The 22,661-nt window shown below is 49.8% G+C and carries 13 protein-coding genes; all 13 read right to left on the minus strand.

All coding sequences use genetic code 11. The features are described from left to right. Nucleotides 1–254 precede the first annotated feature (254 nt). Entirely contained in the window at nucleotides 255–1,268 is a 1,014-nt protein-coding gene (locus A8708_RS28405; protein WP_068669359.1) for a DUF1835 domain-containing protein, read from the minus strand. Nucleotides 1,269–1,293: 25 nt separating this feature from the next. Continuing rightward, nucleotides 1,294–3,315 (minus strand): NAD-dependent DNA ligase LigA, encoded by a 2,022-nt coding sequence (gene ligA, locus A8708_RS28410; RefSeq protein WP_068669361.1) that lies wholly within the window; start codon nucleotides 3,313–3,315, stop codon nucleotides 1,294–1,296. Between the two features lie 66 nt (nucleotides 3,316–3,381). Then, complete coding sequence (gene pcrA / locus A8708_RS28415) at nucleotides 3,382–5,787, minus strand: DNA helicase PcrA (protein ID WP_068669363.1); 2,406 nt, start codon at nucleotides 5,785–5,787, stop codon at nucleotides 3,382–3,384. Beyond that, nucleotides 5,777–6,478 (minus strand): heptaprenylglyceryl phosphate synthase, encoded by a 702-nt coding sequence (gene pcrB / locus A8708_RS28420; RefSeq protein WP_068669364.1) that lies wholly within the window; start codon nucleotides 6,476–6,478, stop codon nucleotides 5,777–5,779. The genes pcrA and pcrB overlap by 11 nt, the downstream gene beginning before the upstream one ends. Before the next feature lie 177 nt (nucleotides 6,479–6,655). Next, a complete protein-coding gene (locus A8708_RS28425) occupies nucleotides 6,656–7,138 on the minus strand; it encodes a DUF6130 family protein (protein ID WP_068669365.1) in 483 nt (160 codons plus the stop codon). Nucleotides 7,139–7,331: 193 nt separating this feature from the next. Beyond that, on the minus strand, nucleotides 7,332–8,216 hold the full coding sequence (locus A8708_RS28430) for a spore coat protein (RefSeq protein ID WP_068669366.1): 885 nt from the start codon (nucleotides 8,214–8,216) through the stop codon (nucleotides 7,332–7,334). Nucleotides 8,217–8,244: 28 nt separating this feature from the next. Then, on the minus strand, nucleotides 8,245–8,469 hold the full coding sequence (locus A8708_RS28435; protein ID WP_068669367.1) for a hypothetical protein: 225 nt from the start codon (nucleotides 8,467–8,469) through the stop codon (nucleotides 8,245–8,247). A gap of 114 nt (nucleotides 8,470–8,583) precedes the next feature. Then, a complete protein-coding gene (locus tag A8708_RS28440) occupies nucleotides 8,584–9,516 on the minus strand; it encodes a DUF4340 domain-containing protein (protein ID WP_068669369.1) in 933 nt (310 codons plus the stop codon). Continuing rightward, nucleotides 9,513–10,901, minus strand: a complete 1,389-nt coding sequence (locus A8708_RS28445) for a GldG family protein (protein WP_068669371.1) — start codon at nucleotides 10,899–10,901, stop codon at nucleotides 9,513–9,515. Before A8708_RS28445 ends, A8708_RS28440 begins: the two co-directional genes overlap by 4 nt. A gap of 5 nt (nucleotides 10,902–10,906) precedes the next feature. Further along, nucleotides 10,907–11,623, minus strand: a complete 717-nt coding sequence (locus tag A8708_RS28450) for an ABC transporter permease (RefSeq protein ID WP_068669372.1) — start codon at nucleotides 11,621–11,623, stop codon at nucleotides 10,907–10,909. Beyond that, complete coding sequence (locus tag A8708_RS28455) at nucleotides 11,616–12,734, minus strand: ABC transporter ATP-binding protein (RefSeq protein WP_068669373.1); 1,119 nt, start codon at nucleotides 12,732–12,734, stop codon at nucleotides 11,616–11,618. The genes A8708_RS28450 and A8708_RS28455 overlap by 8 nt, the downstream gene beginning before the upstream one ends. Nucleotides 12,735–12,904: 170 nt before the next feature. Then, a complete protein-coding gene (locus A8708_RS28460) occupies nucleotides 12,905–19,708 on the minus strand; it encodes an S-layer homology domain-containing protein (RefSeq protein WP_068669374.1) in 6,804 nt (2,267 codons plus the stop codon). 192 nt (nucleotides 19,709–19,900) lie between these two features. Continuing rightward, nucleotides 19,901–22,453, minus strand: a complete 2,553-nt coding sequence (locus A8708_RS28465; protein ID WP_068669670.1) for a DUF3656 domain-containing U32 family peptidase — start codon at nucleotides 22,451–22,453, stop codon at nucleotides 19,901–19,903. Nucleotides 22,454–22,661: the final 208 nt, after the last annotated feature.

The following is a 22,661-nucleotide window of genomic DNA, read 5'->3' on the forward strand; positions in this document are numbered from 1 at the left end:
GTTCGTCCTGAGCCAGGATCAAACTCTCCATAGTAGAAAGATGACTTGCTCATTTGAAGCTAGCGAGATTTTGCAATCTCAATTGTAGTCACTTGCGTGACTGAATTTGCTGATATGCTTCATTCATTTGTTCAGTTTTCAAAGAGCTTTATTGCGTTACCGTTTAAAGCGTTAATGCATCGCTCTTGCGGTGACAAGAACATATATTATCAGGTTTCAAAACCAAATGCAAGCATCTTTTATAATACATTATCTTACAGCTTAGCAAAGCCTGTTCTTACTGCATTTTGACGCCAAACGTTCTTCCTACCAAGCAAATGTACGCCACCAATCCATTCGTCGATTCCGTTCAGAAAGATATGATCTTGCTTACACGTAAGAATAAGTTTACCCAATTCTGTTATCTTTACTCTGTAATTTTCAAATTGTGGCGGCCATGCTTCATTGTAACTCGGCAGCTTATCACCACCAAACACTTGGATGAGGGGCTGCTCGCAATGCCAAAGCCCATTCAAAAGGCCAAAGAATTGCAAATCACCTAAGCCATAGTGGCTGGCTTGCTCTGAAAGGTTTTGAAATAAAGATGAAGGAGACACTTCTTCATCCCCTAACAGCTCCAGCGTCAGCTGCTGAATGGCTGACAAGCCATTTTGCATAGAAGGAAAGCGAGCTGCATGGACCTCTAGGGCCTTTTGAAGAAAAGGGAGAGGCGATAGATCTTGTTCTAATAAAGCTGCCATAAGATGAGGCTCAGAAGCCGAATAGGCTGTCCACACTTGGCGGGCAAGGTCTAGCTGCGCTGTCGCAACAGGCAACCATGTACCATGTAGAGTTAGAGTCTGGTCCACGGTTAACTGGCCCAAGCCATAGAAAGGGTCTACCCCAGGGAACGCATCTATACATATCAACGAAAGTTGGAAGGAACGACGAGGCAATCCATCGATTCTCGCAAGCAGATAACACAGCATCAATTGGTCATATAAATCATGTTCAAACCATAGGACAACCTCGTCCACTTCATTCGTGAGCGTATCTAGCCTCGATTCCTGCTGTATAGTCTGCGACGCGAAAGTATCTAAGGGTATACCGTAACGGTTATTCATATACAAAGCTCTTTGGGATAAAAGGGTACTATCTGTCATCCCCGTGCCAATAGGCCCCTCATAGAGCGACTCGCGCCACACCAAAATCTCACCTTCGATACCAGATTCGCTCAGCTTATTGCCAAATGAGTCTCCATTGACGATATGTAGGTTATTTGTCGGCATGGCGCTGCCACCTCTCTTCTATAGATTAAGCTTCACCTAGCAGTTGCAAAAGCTCCTGCTCATCTTCAATGATTCGAATGCCTAGCTCCTGCGCTTTGGTCAACTTGCTGCCTGCGCTCTCGCCTGCGATCACGATGTCCGTCTTTTTGGAGACACTGCCAGTGATTTTGGCACCCATGGCTTCGAGCTTCTTCGCGCACTCGTCACGACCCATAGAGGAAAGCGTTCCTGTAAGGACGATCGTTTTGCCGAAGAACGGATTATCTTCGCTAGCTACGATGACTGGCGCTTCTTCTGCGACGGGGTTCACGCCTGCGGCTAGCATCCGCTCAATGCTGGATACCATCACAGGGTCACGGAAGAACGAGTGAATGCTCTCCGCTACGATACCGCCCACGTCGGGAAGGGTAATAAGCTCCTCTGTCGTCGCTTCCATGATGCGCGAAAGGCTGCGATAGTGATCAGCCAGCACTTTCGTGGTGGTCTTGCCCGAGTTGGGTATGCCTAAAGCATACAGAAAAGACGCGAGGTCGCGGGACTTGCTCTTATCGAGGGCGCCAAGCAGGTTGCGCGCCTTCTTCTCGCCAAAGCGATCGAGCTTGACGAGATCGTCGAATTGCAAGGTGTACAGATCCGCAGGATCGCGGACACCCAGTTCTTGATGCAGCTGTGAAGCGGTCATCTCGCTGAAAAACTCAATGTCCATCGCATCGCGCGAAGCAAAATGCGCCATCCGGCCGACGAGTTGCGGAGAACAGCCGAGTCGGTTGAGACAGAAGAGATGCGCTCCACGCATCTCGAGCTCACTGCCGCAGGACGGGCAATGCGTCGGCGCCACGATTTCCTGGCCGTCATTCTCCTCGGTGACTTTGCCGAGAATCTCTGGAATGACGTCATTCGAACGGCGAATGTAGACGAGGCTGCCGAGCGCGTGTTTGAGGTTCTTGCGCTCAATGTCGCCAACGTTGTTAAGCGTACAATTCTGCACCGTTACGCCAGCGAGATCGACAGCTTCTACGCGGGCTAGTGGTGTGATTTTGCCAGTGCGGCCGACTTCCCAGGAAACACTTTGCAGCGTTGTCATCGCTTCTTCAGCTTCGAACTTGTAAGCAATCGCCCAGCGCGGGAACTTGTCCGTGTAGCCGAACACTTCTCGTGTGCGCATGTCCGTCAGCTTCACAACGCTTCCGTCAATGAGGAAATCGAAGCTGGATCGCTCTTCTGCAATGCGTTCAAGCTCTGCACTTACTTCTTCCATTGTGGAGAAGTACCGCGTACGGTTGTTCACTTTAAACAGGTTGTCGCGCAGAAACTGTACCATATCGGCATGATTGTCAAATTGGAGGTCACTGCTATACCCCACATTATAGAAGAAAGCGTTCAGCTTGCGCTCTGCGGTCAGTTTGGGGTTCTGATTACGCAGGGCTCCTGCTGCGGCGTTTCGTGCGTTTTTGAGCGGCTCTGCTGCCGTCTGATTGTACGTTTCTAAGACAGACAGGAACATGACACCCTCGCCTTGCACTTCTATTGTCCCTTGATCGTAAGGGATCTCTAGGGGGATCGATTTGATCGTTTTGACTTGAGCCAAAATGCCCTCGCCAACGGTACCGTTCCCCCGCGTGGACGCTTGGACCAGATGACCTTGTTCATAGGTAAGATTCAGTGTAAGGCCATCAAACTTAAGCTCTACCACGTAAGTCGGATCTGGCAAAGGTGTATCTGGGTTCTTGCTATTGTAATCAGCAATCAGCTTGAGTACACGCGCATGCCAGGTTGCCAAATCACCGGCGTTCTGTGCTTTGTCGAGACTCCAGAGACGTGCTAGATGACGATGGGGTTCAAAGCCTTTGAGAATATCTCCACCTACGCGATGGGTAGGCGAAGCCGGCAGAGTTACCCCTGTTTCCTGCTCCAGTATGGACAATTTATCATATAGTGCATCCCACTCCGCGTCAGAGATCGTAGGCTGATCCAGCGTATAGTAATTATGATTATGCTTGTTGATTTCTTGGATGAGGGTTTTCATTACCGCGAGTTTATCGGTCATGCGGACTCTTCCTCTCTCAATGGGAATGGTTATGGGACAAAGCAAGGCTTAACAAAGCAGAGGCTCCTACACTTTCGTGATCGGAGCGAATTTGGCGAGCAGGCGCTTCAAGCCAACGGGTGCCGGGAAAGCAATTTGCAGCTCGGTGTCATCACCCGCGCCCCTCACGGACACGACGGTGCCGACGCCCCACTTGCCATGCGACACGCGGTCGCTGGCTTTGTAGTCCGTCGCACCGCTGCCTGCGGCAGGCTGCGGAGCACGGAACGCAGCCGGTTTCGGCGCGGCTGCTGGGCTTGACGCAGCCGCAGGGCTTGGCCGTCCGCTGAAGGAGGACGGCGTTGCTGTCCGCCCACCGAAGGCGGACGGTGTGCCCCAGGCAGTCGAGCCGGTGGCGCTGCCACCGCGGCTCGACGATGCAGCGGCGCTCCCGCCGCTGCCCCAGGACGAGGTGCCGCCGGAACGGCCGCCTCGGGAGAAGCCCCCGCTGCTGCCGCCAGCGGAGACGGTTTCCAGGAGTTCCTTCGGAATCTCCTGCAGGAATCGCGACGGCGCGTTCGCGGCGGAGCGGCCGAAGAGCGTGCGCATGCGCGCGCACGTGAGGAATAGCTCTTGCTCGGCGCGCGTGATGCCCACATAGGCAAGACGGCGCTCCTCTTCGAGTTCTTCGTTGTCGGCGAACGCACGGCTGTGAGGGAAGACGCCTTCTTCCATCCCGATGATGAAGACAACCGGGAACTCCAATCCTTTGGCACTGTGCATCGTCATGAGGACAACAGCGTCCTGCTCTTCTGCAGGTTTGTCCTTATCCAACGTATCGATATCCGCGATTAATGCCAGATCGGTAAGGAAGGAAATGAGGGATTTATCCTCATTGCGCTTCTCGAAGTCCATGGTCACGGACAGAAACTCTTCTATATTTTCGAGACGAGCCTTGGATTCAATCGTGTTCTCGCGCTCCATTTCCAATCGGTACTGAGACATTTCAAGAATCTTCTCGGTCAGCTCTGTTACGGAAAGGTAGTCGACCATGCGATTGAGGTTATCAACCATTTCACGGAAATCAGCTAGGGCATGCTTCGCCTTCGTATTGATTTCTAGTGAGTCGACTTCCTCCAACATTGCGAATAGGGAAATCCCTCTGCGCCCGGCCATTTCTGCAACTTTATCTAGCGTCGTACCTCCAACGCCCCGCTTCGGTACATTTACGATACGGTTCAAGGATATATCATCGTTAGGATTGGAGATCAGTCTCAGATAGGCCAAAATATCCTTAATCTCTTTACGATCATAGAACTTGACCCCGCCGACAATAGTATAGGCAATGTCTGATTTAATGAGAATTTCCTCAATCACCCGTGACTGTGCATTCGTACGGTATAGGATCGCATGGTCGCCAAATCGCTTGCCACCAGACCTATTCTTATTGATTTCATTCGTGACGAAATAACCTTCATCATACTCGGAATCCGCTTGATACAGCTTAATAGGCACGCCACCTTCTTTATCTGTCCAAAGATTCTTCGGTTTACGACCCGAGTTGTTACCGATGACTTTATTCGCTGCCTGCAAAATATTCGAAGTCGAACGATAATTCTGCTCTAACAGAATTGCCGTTGCATCAGGGTAATCTTCTTCGAAATTGAGGATATTGCTAATATCCGCTCCGCGCCAACGGTAGATAGACTGATCACTATCCCCTACGACACAAATGCGTTTATGCTTGGACGCGATCATCTTACACAACATATACTGCGCTCTGTTCGTATCCTGATACTCATCCACATGAATATATTGAAATTTGTTCTGATAAAATTCCAGCACTTCTGGAACTTCCCTAAACAAATGAATCGTCGCCATAATCAAATCGTCGAAATCCAAGGAGTTGTTGGCTCTAAGTTTCTTCTGGTACAGGGTATAAATTTTCGAAGTCAGTCCATCGAAGTAATCACCGATTTTGTCTTCAAATTGTTTAGGAGAGATAAGTTCATTTTTGGCTGTGGAAATGGCTGCTTGGAATGCCTTGGGCTCATGTTTCTTCGTATCGATGTTGAGCTCTTTGCAGCAGGATTTGATGACAGACAGCTGGTCGCCTGAATCTAGGATTGTAAAGTTCGAGGAAAAGCCGATCCGATTGATATCTTTGCGCAGCATGCGCACACACATGGAGTGAAAAGTGGATACCCATATGTCTGCGCCGCTTCCGCCAACTAGCTTGCCTACACGATCTTGCATTTCACGAGCTGCTTTGTTCGTAAAAGTTAACGCTAGAATGTTCCACGGTGCCGCCTTGCGCGTGCCAATCAGGTAAGCGATCCGATGCGTGAGCACCCGCGTCTTGCCACTTCCCGCTCCAGCCATAATTAAGAGAGGGCCATCTACGGCTTCTACAGCTTTGCGCTGCTGGGGGTTCAACTTCTTGATTGCTTCTAAAATATTGACAGTTTCATTCACGTTAGAGTTACCTTCCATTTCTATCAAAGTTCACATTCACGGTCTGAAGCGCCTGCTCCAAGTCACTATATATAATGTTGCCGACTACGATGGTATCTGCCGCTTCGGCTGCTTGCTGCGCTTTCTCTAATGAATCAATCCCGCCGCCATACAATAAACGAGCATTCTCAAGCACCTGCCGCGTCCGACGCACAAGCTCCATATCCCCAAAGGTACCGCTGTATTCCACATACACAATCGACATATGAAAGAGCTTGTCCGCCATACGCGCATATGCCGCTACGTCCTTCGCATCCAAGTTGGTTCGCGCTGAGGTCAGCTGAGCTGCCGTCGCTTCTTTATTCAATATAATGTAGCCTTCGGCTAGAATCTCATCCCAATTCAGTAATGCGCCATATTCCTTCAGCGCCTCATGATGCTGCCCTACGATCCATTTCGGATCATCTGCATTCAGCACAACTGGTATCAGAAATAGATCAAAACCAGGCACAATCGCTTCCTGATTCGATATTTCTAAGACGACCGGCACCTCATATTGGCGAATTCGCGATAGAAGATCTACCGTGTTATCGAACGTCACACCGGAGGATCCACCTACAAGAATGGCATCTGTGCCCGATAAACAGAGCCGATCCAGCGCCTCGTCTGAGATATCTCTGTCGGGGTCGAGCTTAAAAACATGTTTCCACTTGCGTATATCGACGATCAATTGTTTCCCTCCGATTAGGCGGCAATTCTGCCATACTAAGAACAGTCTATGCTACGTATTCTGGTGTGTCAAATGACAAAAGACGGGCTAATCGCCCGTCTTTGAGAGGAATATGCAACTGAACGTATCCGGGCTTCATGGAAGCTACATTTGCGCCTTAATACGCACAAATGTTCGTTATTTTACAATAATATTGAGAATTTTCTCCACATTGAGATCTTTATGATCATTTTGCTGCAACTCGAGTTTAATTTCATGTGTCCCTGTTGTTAAATTCGTGAGGGTTAACGGGCCCGTTTTACCAATCATTGCTTTCTGTTTCCCATCCACATACAGGTGGAGATGTCCCACTCCCAGTACGTTCGCTTTATCCATATCGTCTTCGGATAATTTGAAATTAGACGTTTGGTACGTAATCGTGACATTCTTCCCATCGACCTTATAGTTGGCATCAATGGCAGGCTTCGCATTTGTCGTTGTCGTTGATGTTTTCGCTCCTGTCCCTGTTCCTGTTTCAGTCTTGACTTGAACTGTTGTTGAAGTGCCTGCATCCTTCGCCCCTGTTGCTACGGACGGGATGACCTCATCTTTGGAACCGCACGCTGTTAATGCTCCCAATACCACTAAAGTAGCCGCACCATATACCCACGTTTTTTTCATCAGCTTAAGCTCCCTTTTCCCTAAGTTTGGACATCCTATGTTCTTATATATGTAAGCCAAGCCGTACACATTCCTGAATTAGAAAAATAGTGGGACAAATTGCGGGAAGAACACAAAAAGACACCCTGCCAAAGAAGGCCAGGATGTCTGCATATGGGTTGCTTGGGAATGCTCTAATCGTGATCACGCTTGTTTAGAAGTTATATTTATTACCTTCTTGTGATCTATTCATGTAAGAGTTCCCTTCGGAACTGGACGATGGCATACCTTGCTGTGTGCGGGAAACAATGCGTGCTTGCGCAGCTCTGCCTGCCCCCGTTATACCCGTATGCTCATTGGCATGGCTAGAAGAAGCTGCATATCCCTGGGATCCACGACCGTAGTTCGACTGCTCCTGGCCCGGATTGGGATCTTGGTAGCTCCTTGTTGAAGTTTGGTTATAAGAAGAGGACTGTTGCTGCGACTGACTTGGTGTATATCCTTGGCCTCGACCTTGTTGATTGTTGTACACTGCATTCGGATACTGGTTGGCATAGTTCACGGGTTGGAACGAAGGTGTAGGGGCTGCAATTGGTGCTTGGTGCATTGCCGCAACTTGGTTCTGACCTGTATTGGGTTGTCCTTGTTGCTGACTGTACGTTTGTCTTTGTTGGTACTGTTGCTCGGACTGCTGCTGGGACTGTGTTTGGTACGATTGATGCTGTTGAGATTGTTGAGATTGTTGAGTGATGCTTGCTGAAGTAGTTCTGCCAACATGCTGCCCAACGATGGATTGTACTTGTAAGGCTGTCTGACTCTGCTTCTGAATCTCTTGCTCGATCATCTGCTGATCTGCCTGCTGAATTTGATAACCGCCAAGGCTTTGAATTTCTTGAAAAACAAGCGCTTGATCATCCAATGTTTTTTGCAGTAATGTTTCAAAGGTTTGCCGAATGCTAGGATTAGCCGCTTCCAATGCAGCTGTTGTATACTCACGCGCACTGCGCTTCAATTCAGACAGGACGAAGTTGGCAAAGTCGAGATCTTCTAAATCAACTTGCTGCCCTTGGTGCGGTTGTTGCGAATTTTGCTGATACATGCGTCTTGCACCTCCTTGTAGGTTCGAATTAGTGGGTCATGCCGGATTGCTGTTGCAGAGCATTGATTAGGATACTCATATTTTGCAAGCGTTCTTGAGATAGGTGAGACAGGGTTTGTTTCAAAGACTGATTTTGGCTGTTCACCGCGCCTTGTACACAAAGCTTCGCTAACAATTCTTCATTCTTGAATGTATCGGACAGATACGAAAGCTCTTTACCTGAAATGGCTTGGTTCTCTTGCGTGTTGTACATGTGCATGTGACCTCCTTTCCTCTTCTCTATTTTTCCCAAAAAATGCCGTTTTATGTCGTTTTAACAAAAAAAACTGCTTCACCACAGCAGAATCACTGTAGGAAGCAGTTTTGTTTAGGAAGCTGGCTGCGCTGTTTTACCTGCATACGCATCTGCTAGCTTTTGAATATCTTCGAGAGCTAGCGCGTAGGCCCACTGCCCACCCTGCTTAGCTAACCACACTTGTTCGCCGCTCAATTTACCTTCATAGACATCGGTAACGTCTTTCCCGTCTACGGTCATGGCTATCTCCATTTTGAGCTCTCCACCTGTTGTAGGTTTCGCAGCTGCCGCTTGCGGTAATTCGCCCGCATGCAGGAAGATTAGCTGATCGAGGAGCGGACTTGCCTCCGTGCCCTTCATCTCTTTATCCCCGAGCTTCCAAGCTGCATCCGCAGCGACTTTGTCTTTATCTGTCTTTGCAAGCGTCCACGACTGGCCCTTCCATGTCAACTTGACACTTTGCACCTTGTCGGTCTCCATTTGAATCGGGCTTGTATTAGCAAAGTCGACTGGCGTTTTGTTCAGCGAGGAGAGCGATTGATCACTGACTTGATACACAGCAGATGAGCCTTCCACTTGAACGTAAGAGAAGCCTTCGATCGGCAGGGCAGTCCCTACAAGCAATCCCTGTTTAGAGCCATCCTTCAGGTTAACTTCATAGGTGCCAACCGGTTTATCCAGACCATATTCGGCTAGATTCGTTGCTTGATCTTCCACAAGCTTAGTCGACGTCACTAGGCCTAACATATCTAACCAAGAGTCAACGCCATTCGAATTAACCGGCGCAGCCGCTGGCTTTTGCATATCCCAACCATTGGCCGTGCGGCTTAATTCAATCTGCCCCTCCTCCGTTTTCACTGAGACCGTCTTCACTTCTTCTTGTTTCAGGGTTAGAAGGGACTTAGGTTCATCTTTCTTCTCTTGGAAGAAGTCCTTGCTTGAGGCGTACCAGAAACCACCGATGCAAATGACAACTAACAGAATGGTAGGAATAAACCGTTTCATCCTCTTCTCCTCCTCCACCAGATTAGGCCGCCAATAACGAGGAACAAGAGTGGCATGAATACGATCGTAACGAGGAAAATGGTATTCGCTTGGCTAGGCGTAATCATCGCCTGTTGGAACGCATCCCCTTGGCGTGGGCGGATCGTAATTTGGTCTTTCTGTTCTTGCAGCCAGCTAATGCTGTTCAAAGCAAAATCCTTATTCCCTTGATTCTGGATATCTTGATCTAAGATGAACGTGGAGCCACCGAGAACAACAGCCTTCGGTTTGTTATCTTTGTCAGCGATCGCATAACCCAAGTTCAACGGACCTTTGACATCTGTTGTATCCTGCTTTGTCTTGGACTGCGCTAGCAAGTTGATGTCCGTTTCTCCATAAGCCTTATCCGTTGTGGTCAACAACAGGGATTTGGTGTAGTCCGGCGCACTTTCATCGGCATTTAAGCTAACCGCAAGGGAAAGCATGGTAATCAAATTATTGCTGGACAATTTATTCGTAATGTCATGTGAACCATACTCTGGAATAATTGTTAAAGGGTCATACAAAGACGTTTGCTTCGTTTCAATGGCAATCGCGTGCTGATCTTGAACGCCAAAGGTCTTCATGATGGCATCGATATTTTTCCACTTCGTCGCCATGTCCTTATTGAAGCCCAGCGCGATATAAATTTTGCCTTTGCCCTTCAAATAGGTCTGAATGAGCTCTGCTTCTTTGTCATTCAGATCGTTCTGCGGACCAAGCAGCATGAGCATTTGCGCATCATCCGGGATTTTACCCTCCACGTAGAGGTTGAGATCCTTCACGTCGTAGTTAGCCGCCGCCAGGCTGCTTTTGAAAATACTCATGGCGGATGCCGGATATTCTTGATGACCCGACAGCAGGTAAACCGTATGTTTCTCCGTAGATGTCAGGCTTTGAATCGCTTGTGTAAACTTCTCTTCACCTGAGAACGTATAGGACCCGTCCTGTTGTCCGACGAACAGTTCGTAGAAGTTGATGTTTTGCTTTTTGGTGCCCATTTCAAAAATAATCGTTCCACCTTGATCTACCCCATACTGCTTCGCCATCGAAGGCTGCTTCAGCATATCGTACTCATCGTATGTGATTTTACTGCTTTGCTTCTTGTACTCCTGCACCATATCCGTGACTTGACGCGTCACAAAATCGTTGCCATCCCCACTATTCGTGAAGGCAATGACGTGGATATCTTGATTGAGATTTTTGAGTGCAGCGGTTGTTTGCTCGGAGAGCGTGAAATTTTTATTCTTTGTCAAATCGACCTGAAAGCCCTTAAGCGAGTGTAGGAAGATTGTCAGAATAATGAAAATGCCGATAACCGCGATGGATAAAACAGTCGCATTCGTTCCCCGTATCCATTTATTCATTCCGCTCACCTCCAACGCTTTCTTTCAAGGACTTGTATACAAAGGACCAGGAACAGGGCTGTTAATGTAATGTAAAAGAGGATATCGCCGCCATGGAATACGCCTTTTTGGAGGTTGCTCAAGTGACCGGTCAATGAGAATTGACCTACGTAATCCTTCAATTTACCCGTCATTGTGGAGCTGACCCAATCAAGCAGCCATAACAAGAGCAGAATAACAAAACCCGTAATCCCCGCAACCATCTGATTATTCGACAAGCTGGATGCAAACAAGCCAATCGCCATCATGGCGCAGCCTAATAGGAACATGCTGAGGTACGATAACCACGTAACCGGCATATCCAATGTACCGAAGGATGACATGATAAGCGGATATACTAAGGAGATTGCCACTAAGCCGACTTGCACAATCAATGCGGACAAATATTTGCCCAGCACGATTTCGCTAATTCCCGTAGGTGAAGTTAGAAGCAGTTCATCCGTACCTTGGCGGAACTCATCTGCAACCAGACGCATCGTTAATAGTGGGATAATGAACAGATAGATGAAGGTGGTGTTGCCCACGATGGAGCGCGCATCCACAATCGGCGGCTGTCCAGCCACGAAATTAATATAGAAGAAAAAGCTCGACAACAGCACATAGAAGGCAAATGCCACATATGCAACTGGCGAAAAGAAATACATTTGCAGCTCTTTGGAGCAAATGGCCCAGATTCTACGCATCGGTGTCACCCTCCTCTTGGTCTATGCTGCTCGTGTCAGCCGGCTCGTCGGTCGTCAGTTTGAGGAAGATATCCTCTAGGCTGAGACTTTCCCGCTTCATCGCTAGAATCGGCAAGCCTGCGCTAGCGAGGCGGAAGAATACCGCTTCACGAATGTCTTCTGCGCGATCTGCCGCGGTGACGAGGAGCTTGACGGACTCGAACGGTGCGGCTGCAGCGGATGAAAGGACAACTGCAGGAGCATCGGCGGCTTCGTCAGTAACGTCCGTAGACTTCGCAGATTCTGGAAATTCCAAAGATTCAATGGCAAGTGCTGGCGGTGCCGCTTTGCCCGCTTCCGGCGCGTCGACTTCTTTGACTTGGCCGACGGACGGGAGGCTGCGCAGTTCGGTTAAGATCCGCTCGCGAGGTCCCTTGACCTCGAGCGATACCTCGAACGTCTCGCCCATCGTGCGGCCGAGATGCTCCGGGCGCTCGTCGAGGACGACGCGGCCTTGGTTGATGATAAGAACGCGGTTGCAAATCGCGTTAATTTCTGGCAAGATGTGCGTGCTCAGCAGCACGGTGTGGTTCTCGCCCAGCTCATGAATGAGCTGGCGGATCTCGATGATCTGCTTGGGATCGAGGCCCGACGTGGGCTCGTCCAGAATCAGCAGATCCGGTTGGTGCAGGATCGCTTGCGCGAGTCCGAGGCGCTGCTTGTAGCCCTTGGAGAGGGAGCGAATAATTTGCTTCTCGCGACCTTGCAGTCCAAGCTTGTCGATGGCTTCGCCGACACGCAGCTTTTGCTCGCGCGCAGGCACATCGCGCAGGTTGGCGATGAAGCGCAGGTATGACTGTACCGTCATCTCGGGGTACAGGGGCGGTGTTTCCGGCAAGTAGCCGATCTTGCGGCGCGCTTTCTTCGGATTGTCGGCCATCGAGTGGCCGTCCACCCAGATTCCACCATGCGTTGGATTCAGGTAACCTGTAATCATGCGCATCGTCGTTGTTTTGCCAGCACCATTCGGCCCTAAGAAGCCGACGATCTCACCGCGCTGCATCGAGAAGTCGATGTTATGCACGCCGCGATCATTTCCGTACAGCTTGCTGACTTGTTTGACCTCTAGCATCCAAGATCCCCCATTTCTTATGTACATATTATCCATCATCACTATACGGGTGGAACAATAAACCAACCTTAAGCAAATCTGAAAAATAGATTAAAATAATGTGTCTAAATTGTGAACTTGATTGCATTCTGTTGAAATTGAAAAAGGTGCCCGCAGGCACCTTCTCCTCATCAGTTATTTATAAACGCAACATACTGCAGCAGTCGAATGAGCATAACGGCCGCTTCCGCACGAGTGGCATTCTCCCCCGGCACAAAGGCACGATCGGTTACCCCATTAATGATACCTGCATTGACGGCATCAGCAACCGCATTCTTCGCATAACTGCTTATTTGTCCACTGTCCGTAAATGCCGACAGTCCTTTGCTGGTTTCGGTCGGTTTTTTGTCCAGTAATTTCAGCACTCGCGTGATCATCACCGCCGCTTGCTCGCGCGTAATATTCGCATCTGGTTGAAAGGTACCATTGTCAAAACCATCAATGATTCCTGCCTGTGTCGCTGCAGCGACCTCACCCGCAAACCAGTCACTCGATTGAATATCGGAATAGGTGCCCGCTTCCCCCTGAGGCAAACTGAGTGCACGAGCAAGCAACACCGCGAATTGGGCGCGGGAAATTTGAGCTTGCGGTGCAAACTCATTCGTTGTCGTTCCTTGAATAACGAGCTTTGAAGCCAATAGCTCCACGGCTGACTTCGCCCAGTGGTTGTTCAGGTCTTCGAAGGATTTATTTGATTCAACGATAGTAATGATCCCGGTTGTTTTCATTTTAACCGTCACCTGTGCCGTATTTCCCGTGACCGTGATGATCGCCGGAAGAAAGCGCAGCTGCCCTGTCAGCGGGTCAACAGAAACTGCCGTCAATTTCTTCGTATCGGTGGCACCCGTCACGTTGAATGTGCCTGTCGCGTAAGCACCGTTAAAATCACCTACACTTGTTTGACGGCCACCCGCTTCCGCGTTCAGTGTAATTTCGATCAGGCCAGCGACAGGCTTCACGCCAGCCTGCTCTGCGTATTCTTGGAGGACACTGGCTGTTGTGCTGGCAACCGGACTAACCGACAAGGTCAGTTGGATGTCTTCGGCTTTTGCCCCTAATTTCTTGGATAATTCGTTTACGTCAACGGATGCGAGTGGCAGATTTATTGTCAGGATATCCTGCTGCAGACGCAACCATGCATTTGGAGCCTTACTTTGCGCTGCGCTCACGGCCGACGCCGGCAAATGGATTTTCGCGCCAGCCTCTACATCTTGCACTTCGACTACGATCGTTTGTTTCCCATCCTGCAAGGCTTCCGCCGCCTTCAAGAAGGCTGCCTCTTCAATAACACGACTAGCTATGGTGCGTCCGTCTGCCGTCTTCTCAAATCCCGCTATTATATTCGTAATTTGAGTGCCACTTGGGTGAATTTGAAATGACTGTCCAGCTGACGCTTGTCCACCACTCGATATACCACCAGACACACCCCCAGGGGTACCTCCCGATGTATCGTCGGGAGTATTACCAGGGTTGCCCCCTGACCCGCCATCTACTGGCGGGTCAACAGAGGCATTTTGGCTCGACGTGTACGTAAGTGGAATCCGGAATGAAGCGCCAGCCGCAATGTTATACATAAATCCTTTGCTAAAGTCATTGGGATCCTTATAAGATCGAACCAGTGTAATATCCCCGATATCGAGCTTCAAGTGAGTGTCGTCCACCATGGTTACACCTTGAATCGTGTATGCGGCATTGCCGACGCCATCATTCTGGATGATGACACTCTTCCCAACCAAATCAGCAGGCAAGTCAGCAAGCCCTGCAATTTCTACAATAATCTCATTATGCTGCGATAACGTTTGCGTAAAGCTAGTGACCGTTCCAATAATCGCTCCCACTTGTTCCTGCCCGTCTTCATCACCCTTGCGGAGATACGAACCGTCATGCAGATAGGTGTTGACTTTCCCGTCATCTTGCACCGAATACACGCCCAAGAAGCCTTTAAACGCCAATGTATAGTCGGCATCCGGCAATTCAACCGAGTAAGCCTTGGTTTCATCCAGAGAACTGATGATATAATCCGTTCTGCCGTTCTGCAAAGTCACACGAACAGCCCGAACCTCGCTGTCTGGCGCAACCTGACTACCATCTTTCACAACCAATGGCGTAATGGAGGTAATAAAGCGCTCTCCTCTATACGGCTCAATAATCGAAGTAAATAGACTATCCAAATTCGTGCCGTTGCGGTGTGCAATCATGTACCTTAATGTTGCCGGATTCCCCACCTTATTCGTCGGCGGTACGCCATCAGCCATCGCGACATCGTCCACATTACCCAACATCGTTAAACGCAGGTGAACATTTGTTGCAGCCCCGCTGCCTTGGCCATACACATTCCATGTATCTTTCACGTTCCAGTCGATACTGAATTGTTCCGATGGCGAGGCATCGCGCTCCACATTTTTCAAATATTGAAAACCACTGCCCATATAAAGAGGCCCGTCGATATCATCATAACGCTGAGCATAAGCCACATTAGTTCCCGCGTAGGTTCCTGTCGGCTGTGCAGTGAAATTCAAGCCTTCCGTTGACACGGTTCCATCTGCGCCATGGAAGCTGAAATAGTGATCATTTCCTCCCTTTACTCGGAACAGATCGACGGTATAGGAGTTCTCCTCATCAGCCTTAATCATGGCCGTCGTCCGTTTGTACAAACTTGTCTGCGGATACACATCCGAGGATTCCACATCAATCAGCTTCACCAAGTCCGTACTGTCAAAATGTTTCGGATCCGCAGCCGCTACATTCTCATTCTGTTTGCGCGCGTCGACGTTTACCGTATTATGGCTGATCGTGTTAACCACCCACTGCGCCCGGTGCATGTCGACATTATCCGCGTATTCGGGATACCCCAAATCCGGCGACAAATCAAGGCCGAAGGCATGCATGCCGATGTTCAGCGTATCTCGGTGGCCGTGGGTCGAGTCGCGCCCATAGAACATCCATACGTCTCTCAGCGTGTTCCTCGCAACCGTCTGTGCATCACGCAAGACTCGTGCATCCTCATTCAGCAAGCTCAATACGCGAATACCCATGGTATAGCCGCTGGATGACGTGTTCTTCCCGTTGCCTACAAATGCGATCTGATGCGTGCCCTGTGTCAAATTCAGCCGCGTCAACGTCATGTATGAACTTGAATCTTCCCCATAGAAATCCAGGTCTTTGACAAATTGCCCATCAATCGAAACGCGGTATATGCCGGACGCTGATGCCTTAATCGCCAATATATCGAGATCATAGTCGTCGGTTTGGGGAACATCGAACTCAAATGTTGCCATTTCCCCGTTTTGCGTCGCTTCCATTAGAACAGAACCCGACTCTTCGACAAACTTCAGCGGTTTGCTCTGTGCCGACACCGTCATGCCGCCAAAACCAAGCCGCGTTCCATAAGTAACGTCAGGGCTTTCCCCATCCCGCAAAGCCGTAAAGCCATAACCGCTTTCATTTATACTTTTTAAATCCAGGAGACCGTATTGACCAATGGCAGCTTGTATACGATCAGCGATCGCGTTCGGATTGGCCGCAAATACGTCCGTATGAATGCCATCCGTCGTATTATTGTTCATGAAATAGATCAGCTGGGCATAAATCGGGTCGCCGTATTTATCGAAAGCTTTGACGAGATCCGACATGCGATAGACGAGAAACGGATTGCCCGTGCGCCCGGTATCCCCGATGTTAGCTGTATATTTCTCGCTCAGTAAAAGAGGATTCATTGCCGAGAACATTTTTTGAAACTTCACATTTTGATACAAATCGGCACCAGGATACAGGTCGTAGCCTTCCAAAATATCAGCCGTCATCCGGTGTGTTTGAAGCCACAGCAAGTTATATCCGGGTGAACTTTCATTCCCGTTCCCATCCCTATCCACATTGGCAACTAAGGAGTTGAGAATATTCCCACCTGTCAACCGAGTTGGATTAAACAAGACTTCGCCGGTTTGGAAAATAAAGTCCAGCCACTCCTTCGTATCCGGTAGCGTATCATAGACCACGGCAGCCATGGCCAAAGCGCTTTGGTGCATACCGTCATTGCCTAAAATCTGCGTCTTTTTCACGGCCGGAAACACTTGTTTCACAATGCCATCCTCAATGTTGCGACGGATCGCGGACCCGCTATTTTTCGCATTGGTGTTCCGCTTATCAACCGCTTTCTGCTGCAAAAATTGAATTGTCGCCGGGTCATCCATCGCTGGGAAGAAGGCATCGTACGCGCTTAAATAGGTTTTGATATTCTCCGTTTCCCAAATGCCTCCTACGACTTTGCCTTGACCGACCGACTTGCCCCATGAATTGATGAAGGCCGCCCGGTCATACTTGCTTACATCCATCTCCGGATACATATCCGCCACACGATCAAGCATGATCGTACCTGCTCGGGCATATTTGACATCGCCGGTATATAAGTACGCGTCGCGGAAGGCAACCAACGCCTGCGTAATCAACGAATTCTCGCGATACCACACAAACCAGTGGACATAGTACGCAATGAAAGTGTAGCGATTCCCTTGATCATCTACCCAGCCAAGTCCATCATCTACGCCCCAAGTCGGCCCTTTCTCGGGATAGAGCGTGTTAACAAGCAGACTTCGATCTGCGAGTTCCGGTCGAAACATGCCATGCTCATCCAAGCCGCTGTTGTAAAAAGCGCCGAAATCGTTCGTAGGAAATTTGTATCCGCTGGAAGGGTCTATGATTTTCCATGGCTCGTTCAGCGGATTCGCTTGATACGGATAATTGCCGAACTGCTCAACGGCTTTGCCCGTCACAGGGCTGCCTAACGCCTGATTCACGGCATAGCTTCTCGGAAGCGTCTGCCCTGGAATCGCATCCCACAGAAAATCCAATCCTTTGGCCAAATACGTATCCGCTTTGGAAACGGCGGCGTCCTTCATACTTTTCGCCCATTGCAATTGGGCCACATTTTGGCGCGCGGCCGTAACTTTCTCAGTGCTGTACAGCGTCGTCCTAGTCTTGCTATTGGTGACTGTGCCAGATCTTATGAATGTGGCACTGTCGAAATAAACTGTCCCGCCCGTTGTCTCAGACGTGCCTAATCGCAAGCTGACATAAGCGGCCTGACCCGGGGTTGCACTCGTTAGCGTGATCGGCTCCCATACGTTACCCGAGACCCCGGTCTGAGATTGCGATGACAGGAATACCTTATCTGCATCCCAAAATTCAAGCTCCAGCTTGGCCGTCCCCCCGCTTGCAAAGGCGCTCACACCCGAGGTATACGTCATCTCCGGTGATACGGAAATAAGATGGCTGCGCAGCGCAGACTTTTGGCCAGCGGTATTCGTGACTTTCACGCTGTGTGTCCCTTCGTACACGGGTGCATTCGCTATTTCCACAGCGCCGTCAACCGCGCGCCATTGACTCGGTCTTGTGTTGTCCAGCTTTTCAAAGGCACCGTTATTTAAGTTGGCGCTTGCATCCGGAGGCGTCTCGCTGAAGCTAACATCGTCAAAATAAGTCGTACCCACGTTGGCAGCACCTGACCATAGCCTGACTGAGGCATACTTTGCCCCCGCAGGCGCGACACCGGAAGCACGGATCGGTTTCCAAGCATTCAAGGTACTGCCTGTCGCAAGCACATTCGATATATTGTTTGCGGTATTCGTACTGGCATCATTCCAAAATTCCAGAAAAACCGTAGGACTGCCGGACTCGTTATAAGCAAAAGCCTCCGCTTGATAGTTGACCCCCGGCGTAACAGGAATGAGTTGGCTTCGCACACCAAAACCGTTGCTGGCATCCGCATCCGTGATTCGCAGACTGTTATCACCCGAGTGTTTCCTTACTTGTGAAGCGGCAATATCCCCGCCATACAGAGACGTCCAAAACCTGGGCATGCTGTTCGCCAACATCTCCATGTCGCCATTCTTCAGCAGTATATTCGGATTGGAAATCACTTCCTTGAAGGTAACATCATCGAAATAGGAAGTCCCCATGTCCCCTTTCCCTGAATAAAGTCTCAATCTTACAGAGACCGCATCAGCAGGGGCAACTTGTGAAACAAAGAGCTGTTTCCACTGACCTGTGGTTGAATTCGTGTCTCGGGGTGTGACACTCGTAATTGATGCGCCCGCGGCATTCAGAAAATCCAAATAAAGATGCGAGCTCCCTTGCATGCCTGGGGTATTATAGGAATAAATAGAGGCCTCGTATTCTTTTCCACCCGTAATCGGTATGACCTGACTGCGCAGATCAACGGATATTGTAGTATCAGGATCCGTTAACTGCACGCTGTAGACACCGCTGTGAACCGTAGTCGTAGACGGTGCTATCGTCGTCCATGCCCCGCTCCAATCCCCCCAGCCAACAGGTCTTCCATTCGTGATTTGCTCAAATCCGCTGTTTTTAGGGGGGATGACCTCACCAAACGCAGCATCATCAAAATAGGAAGTGCCTACATCTGCTTTACCGGAATAAAGCCTCAATACGGCATACGCAGCAGTAGCAGGCGCAACTTGAGAAACATAGAGAGACTTCCACTGGCTCACGGTTGAATTCGTGTCTCTAGGCGCCACGAGCGAAACGTTGCTCGCATTAAAAAACTCGAGATAGAGATATGTACCACCTGTTTTACCCGGATTATTATAAGAATAGATAGAGGCCTCGTATTCCTTGCCGACCGTCACCGGAATCCTCACGCTGCGCAAGTCAACAGATGTCGTCGTACTGTCTGGATCGAATACCTGTACACTGTAAACGCCGCTGTGTACCGTCGTCGTAGACGACGAGATCCCCGTCACGTTCCAATCCGTCCAGCTGGCAGGCTTTCCATTCGAACCTACTTGCTCGAATCCGCTGTTAAGGAGCACAGACGGTGAATCCGCACGCGCCTTGACAGGAAATACGCCAAGCACAGAAAAAACCATTAACAACGACAAACATGCAGCAATCCATCGCCGCGATTTACTCCGATACATCAATCATCATTCCTCTCTGATTCTTATGATTAAGTAAGCGTTTACATTAGTGATGTTGCTAATTATACAGCCGCTACGGTTCACAAACTATGCGTTCATTTCAATAAAGTGTGGACAAATTCAACAAGAAAAACCGCCCCACGACATCATTGTCGAGAGACGGTCTACAAATCATGCTATAACTATAGTTGCCTATTTCACCAAAGTACCTTTGGTTACGCCCAGCTGGTTCGTCGCCTTCAGAGAACGCCACACTTGTGTGCCACTAATTTGGCCATCGATCGCTTGGCGATACAAATCAAGAATTTCCGTTACTTTCTCCGGTGTCTCTTCCAAGAACTCAACACGGAACGAGCGGATGCCCAGATCCATGAAGTGGTTCAAATACTCCGCACCGGACTGATCTATCGCGTTGTAAACGGTATTCCGGCAACCTTCATCTACGCGAACAGGATGAGACATCCCAACACGGTCCTGCAAGGATACGCGCTTCTCTTCGCATGGACGTCCACAGTTCGTGAAATCCGTGCCTTCACTCAGGAAGGTACAGTATACGCAGTGTTCGGTGTGGAACATTGGCATATGTTGATGAATGACGACTTCGAGCTTGGAGGTTTCCGAACGGCGAAGCAAGTCAACCATCTGCTGAATGTTCAAGTCATACGAAGGCGTAACCTTGGAAAGCCCAGCAGCCAAGAACAAATCTGCTGCCTTATGGTTGGCGATATTCAATGAGAAATCACCGATCAGCTGCGGTTGTGGGGCATCCGGATTCTCAAAGCGGTGCTTCAAGAAATAATAGGCTGCGCCTGTATTCCGAATCAGAACCGCATCTGGCTTCAGTTTGAGTATATTGTTAAAATAGCCCGTTTCCCCTGGCATATGAATCCGTGGCGTAACGAGGGCGATTTTGCGCCCAGCGGCATGAACGGCTTCGACAGCGGCAGGGAACTGCTTAATAAATTCAAAATCAGCGTAGATCAATCCGACGTCCGTTGTCGTTAGTACGGCCTTAACCTGATCCAGGTTACGGCATAGTGCCGTCAACTCGACTGCGCTGCGATCCGCGGGCGATAGGACAGGTGCATTGGCCGCGGTAACAGCCGCGTGATGCTCCGTTACAGCAGCCGGCACGTCGTCGTACACGCCGACTTCCCGCTTGATGTACGCGCGTGGCTTCTGCCGCTCGTCTTCCATCAGCTCCACAGCCATGCGGCGCATGCTGTTCAGCTCACGCATCGGCACGATCAACGCACCGTCGAGCTGGACATCCAGCTCGGCAAGCTCATAAATCGTGCCGCCAAGGCGACCGAACTGCTCCGTGAAGAGCTGTTCATCCATCGGTCTTTTCTCCGCTTGAACTAGCGGAAGCTCGGATTGTACGAAGACGGTATGACCGCCGCGTATGTCCGTCCACCAGCTCTTGAGCGTCTCGCCAAGGACGCCGGTTACTTTCACGCTTACCGGGAATGTCCGGTAAGGCTTATCGGTCTCGAACGTCTGGCGCAGACGTTTGTCGAGCGCAGGATCATTCGTCTTCCAGATGCGATCGCCCACGTGCAGACGGCCAAGTTCAACATCGTTGCGGCCCATGACGATTTCGATCAAGCCACCCTCGGCTTCGCCTTCGAGTTTCTCTCCCTTGCGGCGCAAATCGTAGATGCGCCCGCCTTCTTCCTTCTTCGTCGGATCCCCGGCGTCGAATACCAAACCATCACCGCGCTTCAGCGGCGCTTCCAGCTCACAGATCACGGCATCTCGCAGAATCTGCTTGATGCGGCCTACGAACACCCCACGACTTTTCGGAAACGTGCCGTCAACCAACTGCTTGTTGTTCGTCCCTTGCAGGAACCCAACGGTAAATCCGCGTGAGAAGCTCTGCTGAAGCTCACGCACTTCTTCCTTAGACGGTCGAGCATCCTGCCCGTCGAAATAACGATCGATCGCGCGACGATATTTGCTCACGACATTGGCCACATATTCAGGGGTCTTGAGACGCCCTTCAATTTTAAAAGAACGAACACCCGCTTCAATCAGCTCAGGCACGATTTCAATCGCCGCCAAATCCTTTGGCGACAACAGATAAGTCACGTCACCCATCGGTTTATGCTCACCGTCGACCATGAGATCGTACGGCAAACGGCATGCCTGTGCGCATTCTCCGCGGTTCGCCGAACGGCCTCCCCACATTTCGGAAGTTAAGCATTGTCCCGAATAGGATACACAAAGCGCACCATGCACGAAGACTTCCATCGGAAGCTTCGCTTGATCGCCGATTTGTTTAATTTGTTTCAAGTTATTCTCACGACCCAGAACGACACGCTCGATATCGAACGGCTTCGTAAACTCAACCGCTTCTGGCGATGTAATCGTCATCTGCGTTGAACCGTGAATCGGGAAATCGGGTGAGATTTCACGAATCATTTTGACCAAGCCCAAATCCTGCACGATCACCGCATCTACACCTGCATCAACACACGCATCAATCAGCTGCTTCGCATCATTCAACTCTTCCTCGAATACGAGAATGTTAAACGTCAAGAAACCTTGAACACCATATAGATGAAGGAACGACATAATATCCGGCAATTCTGCCATCGTAAAGTTATGCGCTCTCGCTCTCGCATTAAATTTCTCCACACCAAAAAACACAGCATCCGCCCCATTGGCAACCGCCGCTCGCAAACAATCCCAATCCCCCGCAGGGGCCAATAATTCTACATCTTCTCTGCGTATCGTACGCATGGCAGCAAATCCTTTCAATATCAACCTCGGTGATCCTCAAACTCTTCTCTTTAGTGTAACAGAAACGATAGGTAGGAATCTAGGGCAGGGGAATAACTACGCCTAAAGCCAATATCCGACAATCCAATCCGTTTCCATGCCTTTAGAAGTTAACAAACGTACCCAATGAATGCTATAATGGCAAGGATAGTGAGCTATATTAACCATT

Origin of the sequence: Paenibacillus oryzisoli, from assembly GCF_001653565.1 — a bacterium.
GTDB classification, from domain to species: domain Bacteria; phylum Bacillota; class Bacilli; order Paenibacillales; family NBRC-103111; genus Paenibacillus_E; species Paenibacillus_E oryzisoli.